This is a genomic window from Mesorhizobium sp. CA5, from assembly GCF_020165105.1.
In the GTDB taxonomy this organism is placed as follows: domain Bacteria; phylum Pseudomonadota; class Alphaproteobacteria; order Rhizobiales; family Rhizobiaceae; genus Mesorhizobium.
Genome location: NZ_JAIUHJ010000027.1, coordinates 36,551 through 55,658, shown reverse-complemented (window position 1 = coordinate 55,658; position 19,108 = coordinate 36,551). Strand labels below are relative to the sequence as shown.

General features: G+C 64.5%; 15 protein-coding genes and 1 tRNA gene. 6 read left to right on the top strand and 10 right to left on the bottom strand.

The features are described from left to right. Positions 1 to 4 precede the first annotated feature (4 nt). A complete protein-coding gene (locus tag LB529_RS26205; RefSeq protein ID WP_224712746.1) occupies positions 5 to 694 on the bottom strand; it encodes an HAD family hydrolase in 690 nt (229 codons plus the stop codon). Positions 695 to 867: 173 nt separating this feature from the next. Here LB529_RS26205 and LB529_RS26200 point away from each other — a divergent pair, with 173 nt between their 5' ends. Further along, positions 868 to 2,001, top strand: a complete 1,134-nt coding sequence (locus LB529_RS26200; protein WP_224712745.1) for a site-specific DNA-methyltransferase — start codon at positions 868 to 870, stop codon at positions 1,999 to 2,001. 8 nt (positions 2,002 to 2,009) lie between these two features. On the opposite strand, the gene LB529_RS26195 is transcribed toward LB529_RS26200, so the two are convergent. The 3 genes from LB529_RS26195 to mutY are packed head-to-tail and all read right to left on the bottom strand — an operon-like array spanning position 2,010 to position 4,181. Then, complete coding sequence (locus LB529_RS26195) at positions 2,010 to 2,393, bottom strand: hypothetical protein (RefSeq protein ID WP_224712744.1); 384 nt, start codon at positions 2,391 to 2,393, stop codon at positions 2,010 to 2,012. A gap of 11 nt (positions 2,394 to 2,404) precedes the next feature. Beyond that, positions 2,405 to 3,016 carry an HAD family hydrolase gene (locus LB529_RS26190; RefSeq protein ID WP_224628566.1) on the bottom strand — a complete coding sequence of 204 codons (612 nt, stop codon included), beginning with the start codon at positions 3,014 to 3,016 and terminating at the stop codon, positions 2,405 to 2,407. A 10-nt stretch (positions 3,017 to 3,026) separates the two neighbouring features. After that, positions 3,027 to 4,181: an A/G-specific adenine glycosylase gene (gene mutY / locus LB529_RS26185; protein WP_224712743.1), complete on the bottom strand. Its 1,155-nt coding sequence runs from the start codon at positions 4,179 to 4,181 to the stop codon at positions 3,027 to 3,029. Between the two features lie 32 nt (positions 4,182 to 4,213). Here mutY and LB529_RS26180 point away from each other — a divergent pair, with 32 nt between their 5' ends. From LB529_RS26180 to smc, 3 genes are all read left to right on the top strand, one after another. Further along, positions 4,214 to 4,723, top strand: coding sequence for a DUF721 domain-containing protein (locus LB529_RS26180; protein WP_224637707.1), 510 nt, complete (start codon positions 4,214 to 4,216; stop codon positions 4,721 to 4,723). 154 nt (positions 4,724 to 4,877) lie between these two features. Continuing rightward, the gene (locus LB529_RS26175) at positions 4,878 to 5,624 is read left to right on the top strand and encodes a DsbA family protein (RefSeq protein WP_140847337.1); all 747 of its coding nucleotides are present in this window, start codon (positions 4,878 to 4,880) and stop codon (positions 5,622 to 5,624) included. Between the two features lie 63 nt (positions 5,625 to 5,687). Further along, on the top strand, positions 5,688 to 9,146 hold the full coding sequence (smc, locus tag LB529_RS26170) for a chromosome segregation protein SMC (RefSeq protein WP_224712742.1): 3,459 nt from the start codon (positions 5,688 to 5,690) through the stop codon (positions 9,144 to 9,146). 31 nt (positions 9,147 to 9,177) lie between these two features. On the opposite strand, the gene LB529_RS26165 is transcribed toward smc, so the two are convergent. Beyond that, a complete protein-coding gene (locus tag LB529_RS26165) occupies positions 9,178 to 10,890 on the bottom strand; it encodes an HAD family hydrolase (RefSeq protein ID WP_224712741.1) in 1,713 nt (570 codons plus the stop codon). 249 nt (positions 10,891 to 11,139) lie between these two features. Between LB529_RS26165 and LB529_RS26160 the strand changes: the two genes are divergently transcribed. Next, complete coding sequence (locus LB529_RS26160; protein WP_224628571.1) at positions 11,140 to 11,649, top strand: anthrone oxygenase family protein; 510 nt, start codon at positions 11,140 to 11,142, stop codon at positions 11,647 to 11,649. Positions 11,650 to 11,735: 86 nt separating this feature from the next. Here LB529_RS26160 and LB529_RS26155 read toward each other — a convergent pair. The 5 genes from LB529_RS26155 to LB529_RS26135 all read right to left on the bottom strand — a co-directional run bounded on the left by LB529_RS26155 (position 11,736) and on the right by LB529_RS26135 (position 16,147). Then, positions 11,736 to 11,810: transfer RNA gene (locus tag LB529_RS26155), tRNA-Gln, on the bottom strand. Positions 11,811 to 12,041: 231 nt separating this feature from the next. After that, positions 12,042 to 12,998, bottom strand: coding sequence for an NAD-dependent epimerase/dehydratase family protein (locus tag LB529_RS26150; RefSeq protein ID WP_224712740.1), 957 nt, complete (start codon positions 12,996 to 12,998; stop codon positions 12,042 to 12,044). A gap of 95 nt (positions 12,999 to 13,093) precedes the next feature. Then, the gene (gmd, locus tag LB529_RS26145; RefSeq protein WP_224637712.1) at positions 13,094 to 14,077 is read right to left on the bottom strand and encodes a GDP-mannose 4,6-dehydratase; all 984 of its coding nucleotides are present in this window, start codon (positions 14,075 to 14,077) and stop codon (positions 13,094 to 13,096) included. A gap of 99 nt (positions 14,078 to 14,176) precedes the next feature. Next, positions 14,177 to 15,601, bottom strand: coding sequence for a phosphomannomutase (locus tag LB529_RS26140; protein WP_224712739.1), 1,425 nt, complete (start codon positions 15,599 to 15,601; stop codon positions 14,177 to 14,179). Between the two features lie 201 nt (positions 15,602 to 15,802). Next, positions 15,803 to 16,147: a VOC family protein gene (locus LB529_RS26135; RefSeq protein ID WP_095766795.1), complete on the bottom strand. Its 345-nt coding sequence runs from the start codon at positions 16,145 to 16,147 to the stop codon at positions 15,803 to 15,805. A gap of 214 nt (positions 16,148 to 16,361) precedes the next feature. Here LB529_RS26135 and ppdK point away from each other — a divergent pair, with 214 nt between their 5' ends. Further along, complete coding sequence (ppdK, locus tag LB529_RS26130; RefSeq protein WP_224712738.1) at positions 16,362 to 19,046, top strand: pyruvate, phosphate dikinase; 2,685 nt, start codon at positions 16,362 to 16,364, stop codon at positions 19,044 to 19,046. Positions 19,047 to 19,108 lie beyond the last annotated feature (62 nt).

Below are 19,108 nucleotides of genomic sequence, written 5' to 3'. Positions count from 1 at the left end.
GGTTCTAGGCGTCTTCCGACCACTCCGACAGCGCCGCGATCGTGCTGTTGAGCTCCGCCCAGCGCCGGATGACCGTTTCGGCGCCGGCCTCGGTCAGCGCATCGGCATGGCCCGGATGGCTGTGCCCGGCGCCGGTGAAGCCGATGACACGCATGCCGGCGGCCCTGGCGCCGGCGATGCCGTGCACGGAATCCTCGATCACGAAAGTGTTTTTCGGGTTGGCGCCGAGCTTTTCGGCGGCGTAGAGGAACACGTCCGGCGCCGGCTTGGTCTTCTTGCTGGGAATATCGAGGCCCGAAAAGATGCGGCCGGCGAAGAACGGCAGCAGCCGCACCTTCTCCAGCACGAATTCGACCCGCTCGGTGCGTGAATTGGAGCAGACGGCGCGTGGCGCGGTTACGGCCGCCACCGCCTCGCGGGCGCCGTCGATGATGCGCACGTCTGCGCGCAGCTTGCGGTCGACGAGTTCTTCCTCGCGGTCGATCAGCGAGGCCTGGAATGGGATCCGCGACTTCTCCTCGACCCGCAGCATGATGTCCTTGAAGGTCAGGCCGGCATAGGTCTCGGCAAGCTCCTCGGCCGAAATCTCGAATCCGGCCGACGTCAGAAGCTCGGCATCAACGCGCGCGGCGATGATTTCGGAATCGACGAGCACGCCGTCGCAATCGAAGATGACAAGGTCTGGCTGGGGCATGGCAATCCGGAAGTTGAGAAGGGGAGCATGGCATGGCTGGCCCAAGCGGTGCGGCATACACCAACGGGCCGCTCTTCGCAAACCGCGCAAGCCTCTGCAGCCTTCACTGAATGTTTACGCTGATCGGTAACCATAACGGTCAGTAAACCGTAACGCGTGCTTTGGGTGTTTTGATGTCTGCCATGCGTCTTCTCGACGAGCTTTCCCACGCTCCCCAGCGGTCCGAATGGCTGGATACCATCCTGAAAGGCGATTGCGTCGCCGCGCTTGACCGCCTGCCGGAAAAGTCGATCGACATCATCTTCGCCGACCCGCCCTATAATCTGCAGCTCGACGGCGACCTGCACCGGCCCGACCAGTCCAAGGTCGACGCCGTCGACGATGACTGGGACCAGTTCGAGAGTTTCGAGGCCTATGACGCCTTCACACGTGCCTGGCTGCTCGCGGCGCGCCGCGTGCTGAAGCCCAGCGGCACCATCTGGGTCATCGGCTCCTATCACAACATCTTCCGCGTCGGCGCCCGCATGCAGGATCTCGGCTTCTGGATCCTGAACGACATCGTCTGGCGCAAGACCAACCCGATGCCGAATTTCCGCGGCCGCCGCTTCCAGAACGCGCATGAGACGATGATCTGGGCCTCGCGAGACCAGAAGGCCAAGGGCTACACCTTCAACTACGAAGCGCTGAAGGCCTCGAACGATGACCTGCAGATGCGCTCCGACTGGCTGTTCCCGATCTGCACCGGCGGCGAGCGGCTCAAGGACGAGAATGGCAACAAGCTGCATCCGACGCAGAAGCCGGAGGCCTTGCTTGCCCGCATCATGATGGCCTCGACCAAGCCGGGCGACATCGTGCTCGATCCCTTCTTCGGTTCCGGCACCACCGGCGCCGTCGCCAAGCGCCTCGGCCGCCACTTTGTCGGCATCGAGCGCGAGCAAGCCTATATCGATGCCGCCAATGAGCGCATCGCCGCGGTACGGCCCCTGGAAAGCGCCGATCTCACCGTGCTGTCCGGCAAGCGCGCCGAACCGCGCGTCGCCTTCATCAGCCTGCTCGACAATGGCCTGGTGGCCCCGGGCGCGACGCTCTACGACGCCAAGAAGCGCTGGGCGGCGAAAGTGCGCGCCGACGGCACGCTGGCCATCGGCGACAGCGCCGGCTCCATCCACAAGATCGGCGCCGAGGTGCAGGGGCTGGATGCCTGCAACGGCTGGACCTTCTGGCACTATGAGCGCAGCGGCGGCTTGACCCCGATCGACGAGCTGCGCCGCATCGCGCGCCTCGGCATGGAGCGGGCAGGGGGCTGAGAGCGGCCTCAGGCTTTATCTTCCTCAAGGAGGATTTCAGTTACATCCCCTTTCGTCATCAGCGAAAGCTGGTTGGCGAAGCGGGACAGACGTGCGTAGTCGATCTTCAGCCGGACACGTGTAAAGTTGCGGGCCTCGACGGCTTCAGCGACCTCAACTTGCACGAACAGGTGGCCGACCCCATCGGCAGGAAAGACTGAGATGTTTATGAGACCAGGCGACCTCAGAGCCAGCTCAGAACGCTGAAGCGGATAGGTCTGCAGCGCAGCAAGAAATTCGCTTACGCCGCTCGTGGGAAAATTCGCGCAACCATGGCCTTGAAAATGGTCCTGCTCGATATCGATGTCGAGGATCGGCCAGTCCGGATCGAAGGTTAGGACGAGTTTTCCCATTCCGATTGGCGTCAGGCCGCTACGCCAAAATGTTCAAGGTCTGCTTTAAGCGTCTCGGCGTCGGTGAACAGCACCGCCTGCCAGCCGGCGGCCTTGGCGCCGTCGACATTCTTCTGGCTGTCGTCGATGAATAGCGAAGCCGCCGGATCGAGCCCGAACGAAGCCACGTGATGGTCGTAGATGGCGCGGTCCGGCTTGATCAGGCCGATGTCGCCGGAGACCGTGATGCCGCGCGGCTTTTCAAGGAACGGAAAACGGGCGCGAGCCTCGCGGAATGTGTCCGACGCCCAGTTGGTGAGCAGGGTCACGTCGCGGCCGTCATCGATCAGGCCCTCGAGCAGCGCGACGCTGTCGTCATAGGCATGCGGCACCATATCATGCCAGTGGCGGCGGAAGTTGCGGATGTTCTCGGCATGGGCGGGATGCTCGGCGATCAGCGCCGCCTCGGCCTCTTCCCATGTCCGCCCGCGATCCTGCTCGATGTTCCAGGCGCTCGTGCAGACATTGTCGAAGAACCACCGCCGCTCCTCGGCATCGGGGATCAGGCGGCTGAACGGAATGTCCGGATCGTAATGGATAAGCACCTTGCCGATGTCGAAGACGATATGGCGGATTTCGGTCATTGCGGTCCTTTCAATGCGGGTGCTGCTTTTTGGTCGCGCCCGGTATGGCCGTCTCGATTACCTTTTTCATGACGGTGGGCAGCGCTTCCCCGGAAATTTCATGGGCCAGCGACCAGAAATACCCGTCGGGCGCATCGCGCTTGACGTGGGCATGAAAGATGTCGAGCTCGAGCGCGAAATGTGTGAAGACGTGGCCGATCTGCCCGGCACGCCGCCAATCGGCGGGAAAAGGCGCGGCATCCGCCGTCGTCGCGCCATCCACCCTGGCGGTCCAGGCGGTGGTCGGCACCTCCGTCATGCCGCCGAGCAGGCCTTTGTCGGGCCGCTTGCGCAAGAGGATGGCGCCGTCGGCGCGCTCGGCGACGAAGGCGGCACCCTTGCGCAGCGGCTTGTCGTCTTTCGGCAGGCGGACCGGAAAGCGTTCCGGATCGCCGCTGAGAATGGCGCTGCAATCCTCGCGCACCGGGCACAGCATGCAGCGCGGCCGCTTCGGCGTGCAGATCGTCGCACCGAGATCCATCATCGCCTGGGCGAAATCGCCGGGCCGCGTTTGCGGGACCAGCTTTTCCACCAGGGCGCGGATTTGCGGTTTGGCTTCGCTAAGCGGCGTCTCGATCGAATAGAGCCGGGCCACGACCCGCTCGACATTGCCGTCGACGACCGCCGCCGGCCGATCGAAGGCGATCGCCGCGATCGCCGCCGCGGTGTAGGCACCAATGCCGGGCAATTCGCGCAGGCCCGCCTCGGTGTCGGGAAAACGGCCGCCTCGCAGCGCCACGAGGTCGGCGCAGGCCTTCAGGTTGCGCGCCCTTGAGTAATAGCCGAGCCCGGCCCAAGCCTTCATCACGTCCTCGGCGGGTGCCGCCGCCAGCGCCTCGACCGTCGGCCATTTCTCGACGAAATTGCGGAAATAGGCTTTTACCGCCTCGACCGTGGTCTGTTGCAGCATCACCTCGGACAACCAAACGCGATAGGGGTCGGGCCTTGCGCCTCGCGCAAACGCGCTTGGCGTCACACGCCAGGGCAGGTCACGATGATGCGCATCATACCAGGCAAGCAGGCGGGCCCCGATATCCCGGGATCCAGCTTTGCTGGCATCTCCGGATCCCGTATCGCCGGATGGGGCCTGCTGTGATGCCTTGCGGGTCTGATCGAGCGGTGCCATTGATCGAATGAGCGGTGAACTGGAGAACGCACATGGCAGGGAAAAGGCCCTTCGGCAATCCCGTTCCGGTGAGCGATCTCGCGACCGAGATCCTCGATCCGGTGCTGAAGAAGCGCGCCGGCATCTCGATAGGGTTGGTACAGTCCTGGGAAGAGATCGCCGGACCGCGCCTTGCTGCCTACTCGCGGCCGGAAAAGATCCAGTGGCCGCGCCGGCTGCATGAGGACGACCCGTTCGAGCCGGCGACATTGATCATCGCCTGCGAGGGCATGGCCGCGCTGCATCTGCAGCACGAGGCCGGCGAGGTGATCAACCGCGTCAACGCCTTCCTGGGTTTCAACGCGGTCGGCCGCATCAAGATCCTGCAAAAACCGGTGCTTTCGCAAAAGGCGCGCCCAAAGCCAGCGCCGCGGCCTTTGAGCGAGGCCGAAAAATCGAAGCTTTCGCGCATGGTCGGCAAGATCGAGGACGACGGCCTGCGCGCTTCGCTGGAGCGGCTCGGCGCTACAATTATGGGTGAAAGGAAGCCCAAAGGGTCGTAAGAAGCGTCATGAATGCGTTACCGATCTCGCGCATTCGTGATGCTTGTGATCAAGTTTCCCGATTGGATTGAGGATCGCGATGCCTTAATTCGCGCCAACTCTCGCCTTTTCTAGCCCTTGCATTGCAAAATCCAACCGATATCAGGTGATTCGCATGAACCGTGCCCCGTTTGGCAAAAGTCTGTCTCGCAGAAACCTTCTGACCACGCTGGCTGCTGTTCCTGCGGTGGCGCTGCTTGCAGCATGCAGCGACTCCGGCGAGGAGGCCAAGGCCGCCGATGTGAAGCCGGCCAACCCGTCGACGCCTGCCAAGCCGGCCGCGACGCCGGCGGCGGCCCAGGTGCCCGAGGCGCAGGGCACCGTCGACATGGCGGAGCTGCTGAAGCCCGGCGCGCTGCCCGACAAGCAGCTCGGCAAGGACGACGCCAAGGTCACAATCGTCGAATACGCATCGATGACCTGCCCGCATTGCGCGCATTTCAACGACACCACCTTCCCTCAGTTGAAATCGAAATACATCGACACCGGCAAGGTCCGTTACATCCTGCGCGAATTCCCATTCGACCCGAGCGCGGAGGCCGGCTTCATGCTGGCGCGCTGCTCGAAGGATAATTACTTCGCCATGGTCGACGTGCTGTTCAAGCAGCAGCCGAGCTGGGTTGGCGTCAGCAATACCAAGGAAGCGCTGCTGCAGATCTCGAAGCTTGCCGGTTTTACACAGGAGTCCTTTGAGTCCTGCTTGACGGACCAGAAACTTCTGGACGATGTGAGAGCAGTCCAGAAACGCGGAGCGGACGAGTTCAAGGTCGACTCGACGCCGACCTTCTTCATCAATGGAAAGACCTACAAAGGGGCGATGTCGATTGAGGAAATGTCGGCCATCATCGACCCTCTGCTCTGACATCCAGGCCGCGCCGAAGCGGTCCGGCTTTGGCGCGCACCCCTGTAGTGTTGGGCGGCGCGAATGAAGTTTTCGCGCCTTCGCCTCCTTGGTTTCAAGTCCTTCGTTGAGCCCGGCGAGTTCGTCATCGAACGCGGGCTGACCGGCATTGTCGGGCCGAACGGCTGCGGCAAGTCGAACCTCGTCGAAGCGCTGCGCTGGGTGATGGGCGAAAGCTCCTACAAGAACATGCGCGCGTCCGGCATGGACGACGTGATCTTCTCGGGCTCGGGTGCGCGGCCTGCGCGCAACACCGCCGAAGTCACGCTTTTCCTCGACAACACCGACCGCACGGCACCCGCCGCCTTCAACGATGCCGATGAGCTGCAGGTGTCGCGCCGCATCGAGCGCGAGGCGGGCTCGCTCTACCGCATCAACGGCAAGGAAGCGCGCGCCAAGGACGTGCAGCTTCTGTTCGCCGACCAATCGACCGGCGCGCGCTCGCCCTCGATGGTCGGGCAGGGCCGCATCGGCGAGCTGATCCAGGCCAAGCCCCAGGCCCGTCGCGCGCTGCTCGAAGAGGCGGCAGGCATTTCCGGCCTGCACACGCGCCGTCATGAAGCCGAGCTCAGACTGAAGGGTGCCGAGCAGAATCTCGAGCGGCTGGACGACGTCGTCGGCGAGCTGGAAGGCCAGATCGAGAGCCTGAAGCGCCAGGCGCGCCAGGCCTCGCGCTTCAAGAACTTGTCGGCCGATATCCGCAAGGCCGAGGCAACGCTCTTGCATCTGCGCTGGACGCTGGCCAAGGCGCAGGAAGGCGAGGCGCGTTCAGCGCTTGCCGTCGCCACGACGCTGGTCGGCGACCGCGCCGCCGCCCAGATGGCGGCGGCCAGGGAGCAGGGCATCGCCGCGCACCGGCTGCCCGATCTGCGCGACGCCGAAGCCGCCGCCGCCGCCGCCTTCCAGCGCCTGTCGATCGCCAAGACCCAGATCGAGGAAGAGGCCGGCCGCATCCGCGCCCGCCAGACCGAGCTCGAACGCCGGCTGCAGCAGCTCGACGCCGACATCGCCCGCGAGGAGCGGATGGTGCGCGACAATGCCGACATCCTCGAGCGCCTGCGCACCGAGGAAGCCGAGCTCAACTCGGAAAATGCAGGTGCTGCCGAGCGCGAGGCGACCACGCGCGCCGCCTTCGAGCAGGCCGGCGCGACGCTCTCGCAAAGCGAGGCAAAACTTGCCGCGCTGACCGCCGAGCGCGCCGAGGCGGCTGCCTCGCGCCACCAGATCGAGCGTAGCTTGCGCGAGACCGCCGAGCGCCGCGACCGCTTCGCGCGCCAGCTCGCCGACGTCGACCGCGAGCTTTCCGATATCGTCGCGCGGATTTCCGGCCTGCCCGATCCGGCCGAAAAGCGCCTGCTGGTCGAGGACGCGCTGGCTCGGCTGGAAGAGAGCGAGGCCGGCGCCATTTCCGCCGAGCAGGCCGTCGCCGAGGCTCGCGCCGCCGAAAGCGCGGCCCGCCCGCCGCTGCAGGATGCAAGGGCCGAACTGGCGCGCATCGAGACCGAAGCGCGCACGCTGGCCAAGATCCTCAACGCCGCCAGTGGCGATCTCTTTCCGTCCGTGCTGGAGCAGATCAATGTCGAGCGCGGCTATGAAACCGCGCTTGGCGCGGCCCTCGGCGAGGATCTCGACGTCCCGCTCGACCGCAGCGCCCCGGTGCATTGGGGCGAAAGCGCGGTGCAGCCCGGCGATGCGGCGCTGCCTGAAGGCGTGAAGAGCCTTGCCAGCGTGGTGCGCGCGCCGGCGCAGCTTGCGCGCCGTCTGGCGCAGGTCGGCATCGTCGACGGCGCCGACGGCCGTCGTATTCAGGCGCAGCTTGCGCCCGGCCAGCGGCTGGTCAGCCGCGACGGCGCGCTCTGGCGCTGGGACGGCCTGACCGCGAGCGCCGATGCCCCGACCCCCGCCGCGCAGCGGCTGGCGCAGAAGAACCGCCTGGCCGAGCTCGATGCCGAAGCCGTGCAGGCGACGCGCGTCGTGCGCGAGGCCGAGGAAGCGCTGGCTCGCGCCGAGCAGGCGATGCGCCAGGCAAGTGAGGCCGAGCGCAATGCGCGCCAGGCCGGCCGCGATGCCCAGCATACGCTGGATGCCGCGCGTAACGCGCTGGCCGAGGCCGAGAAGGCTGGCGGCGAGCTGTTGAGCCGGCGCGCCGCGCTAGAAGAGGCACGCGCTCGCATCGTTGACAGCCACGAGGAGACGCAGGCCTCCTTCCTCGAAGCCGAGGAGATGCTGAAGGACGCGCCCGATCTCGGCGACCTGCAGCTTCAGCTCGAACAGGCTTCCGCCAACGTCTCACGCGACCGCGCCACGCTTGCCGATGCACGCGCCGTGCATGAAGGGCTGCGGCGCGAGGCCGAGGCGCGCATTCGCCGGTTGGACGCCATCGGTGCCGAGCGCAAAAGCTGGCTGGAGCGCGCCGAAAATGCCTCGACGCAGATCGCCGCCCTTGGCGAGCGCAAGGCGGAGGCCGAAGCCGAGCGCGAGCGGCTGGCCGATGCGCCCGACGAGATCGACGCCAAGCGCCGTGCCCTGCTGACGCAGCTTTCCGAGGCCGAGGCGCTGCGCAAAGCTGCCGGTGACCGCCTGCAGGAGGCGGAAAACAAGCAGGCGGAGCTCGACAAGGCGGCCACCGCTGCCATCCAGTCGCTCGCCGAATCGCGCGAAACCCGCGTTCGCGCCGAGGAGCGGCTGACCGCGGCGGATGAACGCCGCGCCGAGGTCGAGGCGCGCATCCAGGAGGCGCTGAACACGCCGCCGCATCTGGTCATCAAGCATACCGGCCTCGAAGCCGACGATCCGATGCCCGACATGGCCGAGATCGAACGCCAGCTCGACCGGCTGAAGATCGAGCGCGAGCGGCTCGGCGCCGTGAACCTGCGCGCCGAGGAGGAGCAGAAGGAACTGTCCGACAGGCTGGAAATCATCGTTTCCGAGCGCGAGGACATCATCGAGGCGATCCGCAAGCTGCGCCAGGCGATCCAGAGCCTCAACCGCGAGGGCCGCGAGCGGTTGCTGTCGGCCTTCGAGGTGGTCAACGGCCATTTCCAGCGGCTCTTCTCGCATCTCTTCGGCGGCGGAACGGCCGAATTGCAGCTGATCGAGTCGGAAGATCCGCTGGAAGCGGGGCTGGAAATCCTCGCCCGCCCGCCTGGCAAGAAGCCGCAGACCATGACGCTGCTGTCGGGCGGCGAGCAGGCGCTGACGGCGATGTCGCTGATCTTCGCCGTCTTCCTCACCAATCCGGCGCCGATCTGCGTGCTCGACGAGGTCGACGCGCCGCTCGACGATCACAATGTCGAGCGCTTCTGCAATTTGATGGACGAGATGTCGAAGACCACCGAGACGCGCTTCGTCATCATCACCCACAATCCCATCACCATGGCGCGCATGGACCGGCTGTTCGGCGTTACCATGGCCGAGCAGGGCGTCAGCCAGCTGGTTTCGGTGGACTTGCAGGCGGCCGAGGCGATGCGCGAGGCGAGCTGAAAGCTCGGCCGGTCAGGCCGGCGAACCTGCTCTACTTCTCCGCAGCCGTAGCAGGCGCCGTGTAGCGCCGCCGCACGGCGTCGATCACCAGCTTGCGGCTCTCGTCGGCCGATAATGCCTTGTTCTTCTCCGCCTCAGCCGTTTCTCGGGCGAGGTCCTTGTCCCTGATCTGTTGGCGGAACCATTTGGAATAGTCGCCGGCGCGCAGATGGTATTCCCATGTCTTGTCGTCGATGCCTTCCGCCATCTGCGCGAAGATGATGAGATTGTGGGCCCTGAGGTTCATCGCCTTCCTCGGACCGGTGAAGTAGAAGCTGCCTGCCTCGTCGAGCTCGCCCTCGGCATATTTGCGGCTGTGGCGCTTCAGCGACTGATCGGGCTCGATTGCCTTTACCGTGAACGGCTTCTTGCCGTCGTGCGGCCGCCAGAACAGCACCCGGTCGCCCTTGGGCAACGGAATGCTCTTTGGAGCCTGGAGCCCCGTTTCCTTGCAGAAGGTCTTGATCACGCCCTTCGCCTTGGGCCCAAGCGCAATCACCGCCGTCACCAGGCCGAGCGCATCGGTCGAGATCGCTTCCGGATGGACGGTAATCAGCACCGTGCCGGGCAGCTCGATCGAAAGCACGGATCGCGTATCCCCGCGTCGCTTGGGCATCAAATGATGCGCCTCGTCGATGATCAGCCAGTGCGGCCTTGCCGTGCGATAGCGGACATTGCCGAGGCCCGGCAGCAATTCAGCGAAGAAATCGGGCCTCTCATCGACCTTCAGCGCCAGGCCGTTGACCACGATATTGGTCTGCGGTTTCTCGATCAATTCCAGCAACTGTTCCTTGTTCGGTGCAGTCGAGCTGTTGCCGAGCGGCACCGCGCCTTTCAGTCCGTCATAGTCGCCCTCGGGGTCGAAAATGCAGAATTGCAAACCCTTTTCGACCAGCCGCTCGGTGAGCGCCGTGGCCAAGGTCGATTTGCCGATGCCCGAGCTGCCGGCGATCAGCACTGTTTCCATCGGCGACAAGTAGATGTCCTTGCCGCGTGAGGTCCCGAGCAGCACGCCGCGCAAGCGTTTTTTAGCCAGCAGATGATCGTGCTTGACCAGCCTGCGGATCAGCTCCTCGACGCCCTTGCCGCGCGTTTCCTTGGTGACGAGGTCGGCGGTTTCCTTGACGGCGGGCAGCGCATTGGCCACCGCGACGCTGCAGCCCGAAGCCCTGAGGAAGGCGTGGTCGTTTTCGGCGTCGCCGACGGCCACGACATTGTGCGGCGACAGCTTCAGGTCGTCGAGCGCTGCCGCCAACCCGGTCGCCTTGTTGATGCCGGAAGGCAGGATCATCACCGCGCCCTTGTTGAAGATGATCTCCAGCTCCAGCCCAAGCTGCTTGATGACGTCGAGCACGGTGGCTTGGTGTGGCTCCCAGGTGGCGACGATCGAGCGGCCGACGGACAGCGGCTTCACGCCGCGCTTCTTGAGTCTGTCGACAAGATCCGCGGAAGGCGAGGGGGCGATCGTGCGCTCTTCCTCGCTGGCCGGCGTGTAGACCAGCGCGCCGTTTTCGGCGACCACCTTGTCGAACAGGGAAAGTTCGGGAAACACCTCCTTGAGATCGGGCAGTTCCCGCCCGGTGACCAGGATCAGCTTGCGCCCGGACTTCTTCAGCTTCTCCAGTGCCAAGATCGTGCTGGCCGCGACAAGGCCATCATGCGCCAGCGTGCCATCATAATCGGTGGCCAGTGCCATGAAATACATCGGTTGAAACCTCTCCGAACGGTGTTTGTCGGTCCGTCTGGAACGAACAACGCCTGTCGGCGGAAAAGGTTTAGGCCGATGGTTGGCGTCGAAACGATCGCGGTGTTTCGCCCAGCTCACGGCCCATACAGCGCGCCGCCCAGCCGAATTGGAGCGTACGCCGATGGGAACCCGGTCGGCAGGATCACGTTCGGTCTTGACGAGGTTGCTCCCGCACAAGCGCTCGAGCTGGAGTGAGAGGCCGATCCGATGTATGTCTTTCTGGAGGTCCTGACCGTCGTCCTTGTGGCCGGTGCGATGGCCATGGCGCTCGCCCACGCGCTGGAGCTGCCGGGCAAGTTGCGACTCGGCAGGCAAGAGTATTTCGTTGTCCAACGCATCTACTACCCGGGTTTCACGATTGGAGGCGGCATCGCGGAGATCGGTGGGATCCTCGCGACTTTTGCGCTGATGCTGACGTCGAGCGGTGCGCTCCATGTCTGGCTGATCGCCGGCGCCTTGATCGCGCTCCTCGCCATGCAGTTTGTCTTCTGGTTCATGACCCAGCCGGTCAACAAGCACTGGCTGCAGGACGTGGAATTGAACGCGCCGGCCAAGCGCTTCTTCGCGACTGAAGGCAGCGACGGAGCTCCGCTCCCACCAGCGCAGGAGTGGACGGCGCTGCGCAACCGCTGGGAACTATCGCACGTTATCCGCGCGGCACTGGCGATGCTGAGTCTGATCCTGCTCACCACCGCAATCGCCATTCAAGGCGCCTAATGCCCGACCGGCTTTCCGGTCGAACCACGCGATGCTTCAAACGCCTTGGCCGATCGTCCGTTCGAGCTTGGCGCTGATGTGGAGGTTGGCTGGGGCGCCAGGATTCGAACCTGGGAATGTCGGTACCAAAAACCGATGCCTTACCACTTGGCGACGCCCCAGCAGGCGGGCATGCCGCGCTGCGCGCGGCCTTATAGGACGAGGCGGCGCAAAGCTCAATGCCGGGAGATCAACTAAAATCGGCAGTGAGGCGGGGCCGCCATTTCCGGCCAGTTTGTCGCCGATCGCCCGGCGGTGGATCGTAAGCCGCACGCGTCGCGCGGCAGCTTCGGGCGGTGCAGGCCGCGAGCGGCTCAGCTCCGGGTTCAGGGAAGCAGGCGATGCATCATTGCCTACGCCTGGGCCACGCGCGCGCGGCAATCCTCCAGGACGGCCGCAAGCGTATCCTCGAAAGAATGCTCGGGTGCCCAGCCGAGCAGGGTCCGGGCGCGGGTCGCATCGCCGACGATGCAGGGCAGATCGCTCGGCCGCAGCCGCAGCGGATCCTGCTCCGTGACGATCTTGACGCTGCTGCGGGCCAGCAGACGATCGAGGATGTCTCCCATCCGCCAGGAGAGGCCGGACGCAAGGTTGAAAATGGCGTTCGGCGCAAGATCGCGGCTCTTCAGAACCGCACGCGCATAGGCGTTGGCGATGTCGCGCGCATCCAGGAAATCGCGCCTCGCGTCGAGATTGCCGACGCGGATCACCGGCGGAGCAAGGCCCGCTTCGATCCGGGCGATCTGCATGGCGAAGGCCGGCACGGCAAATGCCTCGGTCTGGCCCGGGCCCGTATGGTTGAAGGGGCGCATTCGGACACACTTCAATCCCTGGCGCGAAAGCGCGCCGAGCGCGAGGTCGGCCGCGGCCTTGGTCACGGCGTAGTCGTCGATCGGAGCAAGCAGCGTGCTTTCGTCGAGCGGGCGTCCGGTCTTGGCGCTTTCGCCATAGACCAGGCCCGATCCGACATGAACCAGCCAGCAGTCCGGTGCTTTGTCGAGGATGGCATGGGCCACGTTGAGCGCGCCGTCCACATGAATGCGCCATGTGTTGCGGGGATCGGCCTGGGCGGCACCCAGGGCCGCGACCGCCGCCATGTGAATGACATGGGTGGGCTGGTGACGGGCAATGGCATCATGGACGGCGGCCGGATCGGTCACGTCCAGTTCTTCGACCTGGCCGAAAGCGGGATGCGGTCCACCATCCTTGGAGGTCGCGGCAATGACAATTTTGCGGCCGCAAATCCTGCGCAGCGCGTCGCCCACATAGGGCCCGACGAAACCGTTGGCGCCGGTTATCAAAACGCGCATGTCGGCCTCACGGACCACGACGAATTGTCCGAATGCGGATGCGTGACGGAAGACGGTGCGTCAAGTCATCGACCTATTGATGCAAGAGCTTCCTTTCAATTCCTGGCAGCCGAGTGGCGCGCCAGATCGGCGTCCACCATTTCGCGGATCATATCCTCCAGGGAGATCGTCGCTTCCCATCCGAGCTTCGCCTTTGCCTTGGCCGGATTGCCGCGAAGGATTTCGACTTCCGCCGGCCTGAACAGGTCGGGATCGATGACAAGATGGTCATCCATCTCCAGCCCTACATGCTCGAACGCGATCCTGCACATATCGCGCACCGTCGTCGTCCTGCCGGTGGCGACCACATAGTCGTCGGGCTGATCCTGCTGCAGCATCAGCCACATGGCGCGGACATAATCCCTGGAGTGGCCCCAGTCGCGTTTGGCGTCGATGTTGCCCAGGCGCAGTTCCCTTGCCAGGCCCTTCTTGATGCGCGCGACGGCGTCCGTGACTTTGCGTGTCACGAATTCGATGCCGCGAAGCGGCGATTCGTGATTGAACAGGATGCCGCTCGAAGCGTGCAGGCCGAAGCTCTCGCGATAATTGACGGTGATCCAGTGACCGTAGACCTTCGCCACCGCATAGGGAGAGCGGGGATGGAAAGGCGTGGTCTCCGACTGCACCGGCTCCTGGATAAGGCCGTACATCTCCGACGACGATGCCTGGTAGAAACGCGCCTCGGGGTTCTCGAGACGCAGCGCCTCGAGAACATTGGTGACGCCGATACCGGTGACGTTGCCTGTCAGGATCGGCTGCTGCCACGAGGATCTGACGAAAGACTGTGCGGCCAGGTTGTAGACCTCGTCCGGCCTTACGTCGCGCATGGTTCGACTAAGACCCGACAGGTCCGTCAGGTTGCCGTCCACGATCCGCACGTCGTTCTCGATCCCCAGCCATTTCAGGCGCATGGTGTTGACGTCGGCTGTGCTCGACCGCCGCGCCAGCCCGTGGACTCGGTAACCCTTCGAAAGCAGGAGTTGCGCCAGATAGGCGCCATCCTGCCCCGTAATGCCGGTTATCAACGCCGTTCTTGTCATCGATGCTCTCAGGGCTCGAGCGAGACGTGGGGCACGTGTCCCCGTTATTGTAGAGCGGGCCGCGCCCCAAGCCTGCGGCGATCGCCGGCTCCATCTTCGTTATACGGCTTCTGATTCATCTGCCAGTGTGGTGTCGCGCGCTCGTTCGAGCACCATTGCCACAATCTCGCTCGCCCTGTCATGGCTGGCGGCCTCGGCATAGCACCGAAATTCGGGAGCGTTGCCGGAAGGCCGCAGATGGATGATCTCGCCGCTGGTCATCCGTGCCCTGAGACCGTCGGTCTCATCGACGCCCAAGACGCTGCCGAAGGGAGCAAGGAAGTGCTGCAAGCCATCGCGGTCGGCGAGCTTTCGCATCAAGCCGCGCGATTTCTCGACAGAGAAGTTCTCGAGCCGTTCGCTGGCGCAGACCGGAAGGCTCCAGGTTTCGCGCAGGCCGGAAAGCGATTTTCCGGACGATGCCATCGTGCCCAGCACCGCCAGGATCGGCAAAAACGAATCCCGTGTCGGCAGCGCCGACAAAGCCTTGCCGTTCACCACGCAGTCCGACCCCAGAAGAACCCCGCCATTGGCTTCGAAGCCGACGACAATGCCGCCTGCCTGCCGCGCGGCGTCCATTTCCGCTATGACGAAAGGGGATCCGACCTTCGTTCTCCTGACGCCGAATCCGAAAGCCTCGGAGATGCCTGAATTGGAGGTGATCGGCGTCACCACAATGTCGGCCTTGAGGAACAGCGCCGTGGCCAGCCCGATCAGGTCGCCGCGGAACAGTTCGCCACTGTCGTCGATGACAAGCGGGCGATCGGCATCGGCGTCGGCAGAGAGCACGGCGTCGAATTCGAATTCGCGCACCCAGCCTTTCACCCTCGCCATCGTTTCCTGGCCGACGGCCTCCGTATCGATGGGCACGAAGGTTTCCGCTTTCCCGACGGGGATCACCTCGGCGCCGTAGGACCGCAGGACCTCAACCAGCAGCTCCGCCGCAACGGTGCTGTGCTGGTAAACGCCGAGACGCATTCCGGAAAGGGCGCGAGCGGGCAGAATGCCATCGACACGATCTCGAAAGGCCGCGAGCGCCTGTTCATGGCCGGCTTGCCGGTCCGCATGGGCTGGAGGCCAGGGATATCGATCCGACAGTTCCGCGACGTGACGGGTGATGGCGGCCTCGTCCGCCTTGTCGATCTCGCCCCTCGGCCCATAGAATTTGATGCCGTTGCGGTCGGCGGGAATATGCGACCCGGTCACCATAAGCGCCGCAGCGCCGTGCAGGCGGGCGTAAAAGGCGAGCGCGGGCGTGGGGATGGGACCGCAATCGACCGGTTGGAAGCCGGCCGCGGCCAATGCCGCCATGCAGTCTTCGGCAATCGTTGGACTGCTGTCGCGCAAATCGCGCCCGACGAAGACCTTGCCTTGCTGAAATCCGGTCGACCGCAAGCGCCGGGCGAAACCCTCGGTATAAAGTCCGCTTGGCCTTCCCACCAATTCGGAAGCCAAACCCCGAACGCCGCTTGAGCCGAATTTCATCAGTCTGCTTTGCTGTTGGAAGATTGCCGCCGCTCAATGGAATGAGCCCGGCTGCCCCCCGGCTGTCAACAGCAAAAACAACTCGAAATCCGCGTCTTTCCTGGAGCAATTCCAGGAAAAGTGTGAGCGGCTTTCCGTCCGGAATTGCGTAAAATCAAAGAGTTAGAGCGGTTTACCGTTTCAGTAAAACGGTGAAGCGCTCTAATGTCCCCAAACGGCCAGTTCGTTGCCGGCCGGATCGGTGAAATGGAATCGCCTGCCGCCGGGAAAGGCGAAAATCGGCTTGACGATGGTGCCGCCGGCGCTCTCGACCGCATCCAGCGTTTCCTCGAGGCTCTCGGAATAAAGCACCGGAAGCGGCTTGGCCGGCGCCTCGCCGGCATCCGCCTGGAAGCCGCCGTCGAGCCCTTCGGCAAAGGCGGAATAAGTCGGGCCGTAGTCGGTGAACGACCATGAAAAGGCGGCGCTGTAGAAAGATTTGACGCTGTCCAGCGTGCCGCCCGTCGCCGGCAGTTCAAGATAGTCGAGTTTTCCATTGAGTTTCATCACGCTACTCCACTGCGTTCCCGTTATGTTCTATATCGGTCGTTTCCCTCCAGCAAGTCTTTTTGACGCAGCTTTTGCTTAATCGATTGTAGCCGCAGTGGTTGATTGCCGGTGCCTTGCCTTTCGCAGTGCAGCATCCTATCGCTCGGAGCGGGGAAGGCGGGAAACGGCCATCATCCGGATGTTTCTATCTCCCACGAACTGGAGGGCAAGCATGACCAAGTGGGTTTACACCTTCGGCGACGGCGCCGCCGAGGGCCGTGCCGGCGACCGCAACCTTCTCGGCGGCAAGGGTGCCAATCTGGCCGAGATGTGCAGCCTTGGGCTGCCGGTGCCGCCCGGTTTCACCATCACCACGGAGGTCTGCAACGCCTATTACGCCAACGGCCGCACCTATCCCGGCGGGCTCGAGACGGACGTCGTCTCCGCTCTCGACCATATCGGCCGGATTACCGGCCGCCGCTTCGGCGACCCGTCGAAGCTGCTTCTGGTCTCCGTGCGCTCCGGTGCTCGCGCCTCGATGCCCGGCATGATGGATACGGTGCTCAATCTCGGCCTCAACGACGAGACGGTCGAGGCTTTGGCCGCCGATTCCGGGGATGCGCGTTTCGCCTATGACAGCTACCGCCGCTTCATCCAGATGTATTCCGACGTGGTCATGGGCCTGGACCACGAAGTGTTCGAGGAGATCCTCGAGGACCAGAAGGCGAGCCTCGGCCATGAGCTCGACACCGGCCTGACGGCCCAGGAATGGCAAGGCGTGATTTCGCTCTACAAGACCAAGGTCGAGGAAGAGCTCGGCAAGCCGTTCCCGCAAGATCCGCAGGAGCAGCTCTGGGGGGCGATCGGCGCCGTGTTCTCGAGCTGGATGAACAACCGCGCCATCACCTACCGGCGCCTGCACGACATCCCGGAAAGCTGGGGCACCGCCGTCAACGTCCAGGCCATGGTATTCGGCAATATGGGCGACACGTCGGCCACCGGCGTCGCCTTCACGCGCAATCCCTCGACCGGCGAGAGGCAGCTCTACGGCGAATTCCTGGTCAATGCCCAGGGCGAGGACGTGGTGGCCGGCATCCGCACGCCACAGAACATCACCGAGGCGGCGCGCATCGCCGCCGGCTCCGACAAGCCGTCGCTGCAGAAGCTTATGCCTGACGCCTTCCAGGCTTTCGTCGACATCTCCGACCGGCTGGAAAAGCACTACCGCGACATGCAGGATCTCGAATTCACCATCGAGCGCGGCAAATTGTGGATGTTGCAGACCCGCTCCGGCAAGCGCACCGCCAAGGCTGCGCTGAAGATTGCCGTCGAGATGGCGAAGGATGGGCTGATCACCAGGGAGGAGGCGGTCGCCCGCATCGATCCGGCCTCGCTCGATCAACTGCTCCATCCGACCATCGACCCGAATGCCGCGCGCGATGTCATAGGCACGGGCCTGCCGGCGTCGCCCGGCGCCGCCACCGGCGAGATCGTTTTTTCCTCCAGCGATGCCGAGGACGCCAGGGCGCAAGGCCGCAAGGTAATCCTGGTGCGCATCGAAACCAGCCCGGAGGACATCCACGGCATGCATGCCGCCGAAGGCATCCTCACCACGCGCGGCGGCATGACCAGCCACGCCGCGGTGGTGGCACGCGGCATGGGCAAGCCCTGCGTGTCCGGCGCCGGCTCGCTGCGTGTCGACTACAAGGCCGGCACGCTGCTCTCGATGGGCCAGACTTTCCGCAAAGGCGACATCATCACCATCGATGGCGGCAACGGCCAGGTGCTCAAAGGGGCGGTCGCCATGCTGCAGCCGGAGCTGTCGGGCGATTTCGCCGCCATCATGGAATGGGCCGACGCCGCGCGCCGCATGAAGGTGCGCACCAACGCCGAAACGCCGCTCGATGCCCGCATGGCGCGCTCTTTCGGCGCCGAGGGCATCGGGCTTTGCCGCACCGAGCACATGTTCTTCGATGGCGACCGTATCGTCGCCATGCGCGAGATGATCCTGGCCGACACCGAGAAGGACAGGCGTGCGGCCTTGGACAAGCTCTTGCCCATGCAGCGCTCGGACTTTCTCGAGCTGTTCGAGATCATGGCCGGCCTGCCGGTGACGATCCGTCTGCTCGACCCGCCGCTGCACGAATTCCTGCCGAAGACCGAGGCCGAGCTCGCCGAGGTCGCCTCCGCCATGAACGTGTCGGCCGACAAGCTCAGGCAGCGCACGGAAGCGCTGCACGAATTCAACCCGATGCTGGGTCATCGCGGCTGCCGGCTCGCTGTCTCCTATCCCGAGATCGCCGAGATGCAGGCGCGCGCCATCTTCGAGGCGGCGGTCGAGGCCGGCCACAAGGCCGGCGCGCTGGTCGTGCCGGAGATCATGGTGCCGCTGGTCGGCCTGGTGAAGGAATTGCAATACGTCAAGGCGCGCATCGATGCGGTCGCGCAAAGCGTCATGCAGGAGACCGGCACCAAGATCGATTATCTGACCGGCACGATGATCGAATTGCCGCGCGCGGCGATCCGCGCGCATGTCATTGCCGAAGCGGCCGAATTCTTCTCCTTCGGCACCAATGATTTGACGCAGACCACGTTCGGCATCTCGCGCGACGATGCGGCGTCCTTCCTCGAAACCTACCGGCAGAAGGGCATCATCGAACAGGATCCGTTCGTGTCGCTCGACATTGACGGCGTCGGCGAGCTGGTGCGGATCGCGGCCGAAAAGGGCAAGACGACGCGGCCGGGCATCAAGCTCGGCATCTGCGGCGAACATGGCGGCGATCCGGCCTCGATCCGTTTCTGCGAGGAGGTCGGCCTCGACTACGTGTCGTGCTCGCCCTACCGCGTGCCGATCGCCAGGCTGGCCGCCGCGCAGGCGGCAGTGGCGGCGGCGAAGGGCGCGGCAAAACAGGCCTGACGTCCCGACACCTTACGGTTTTGTATGCAATGTCACGCGAACGTGCGCGTGACGGCCCTGAA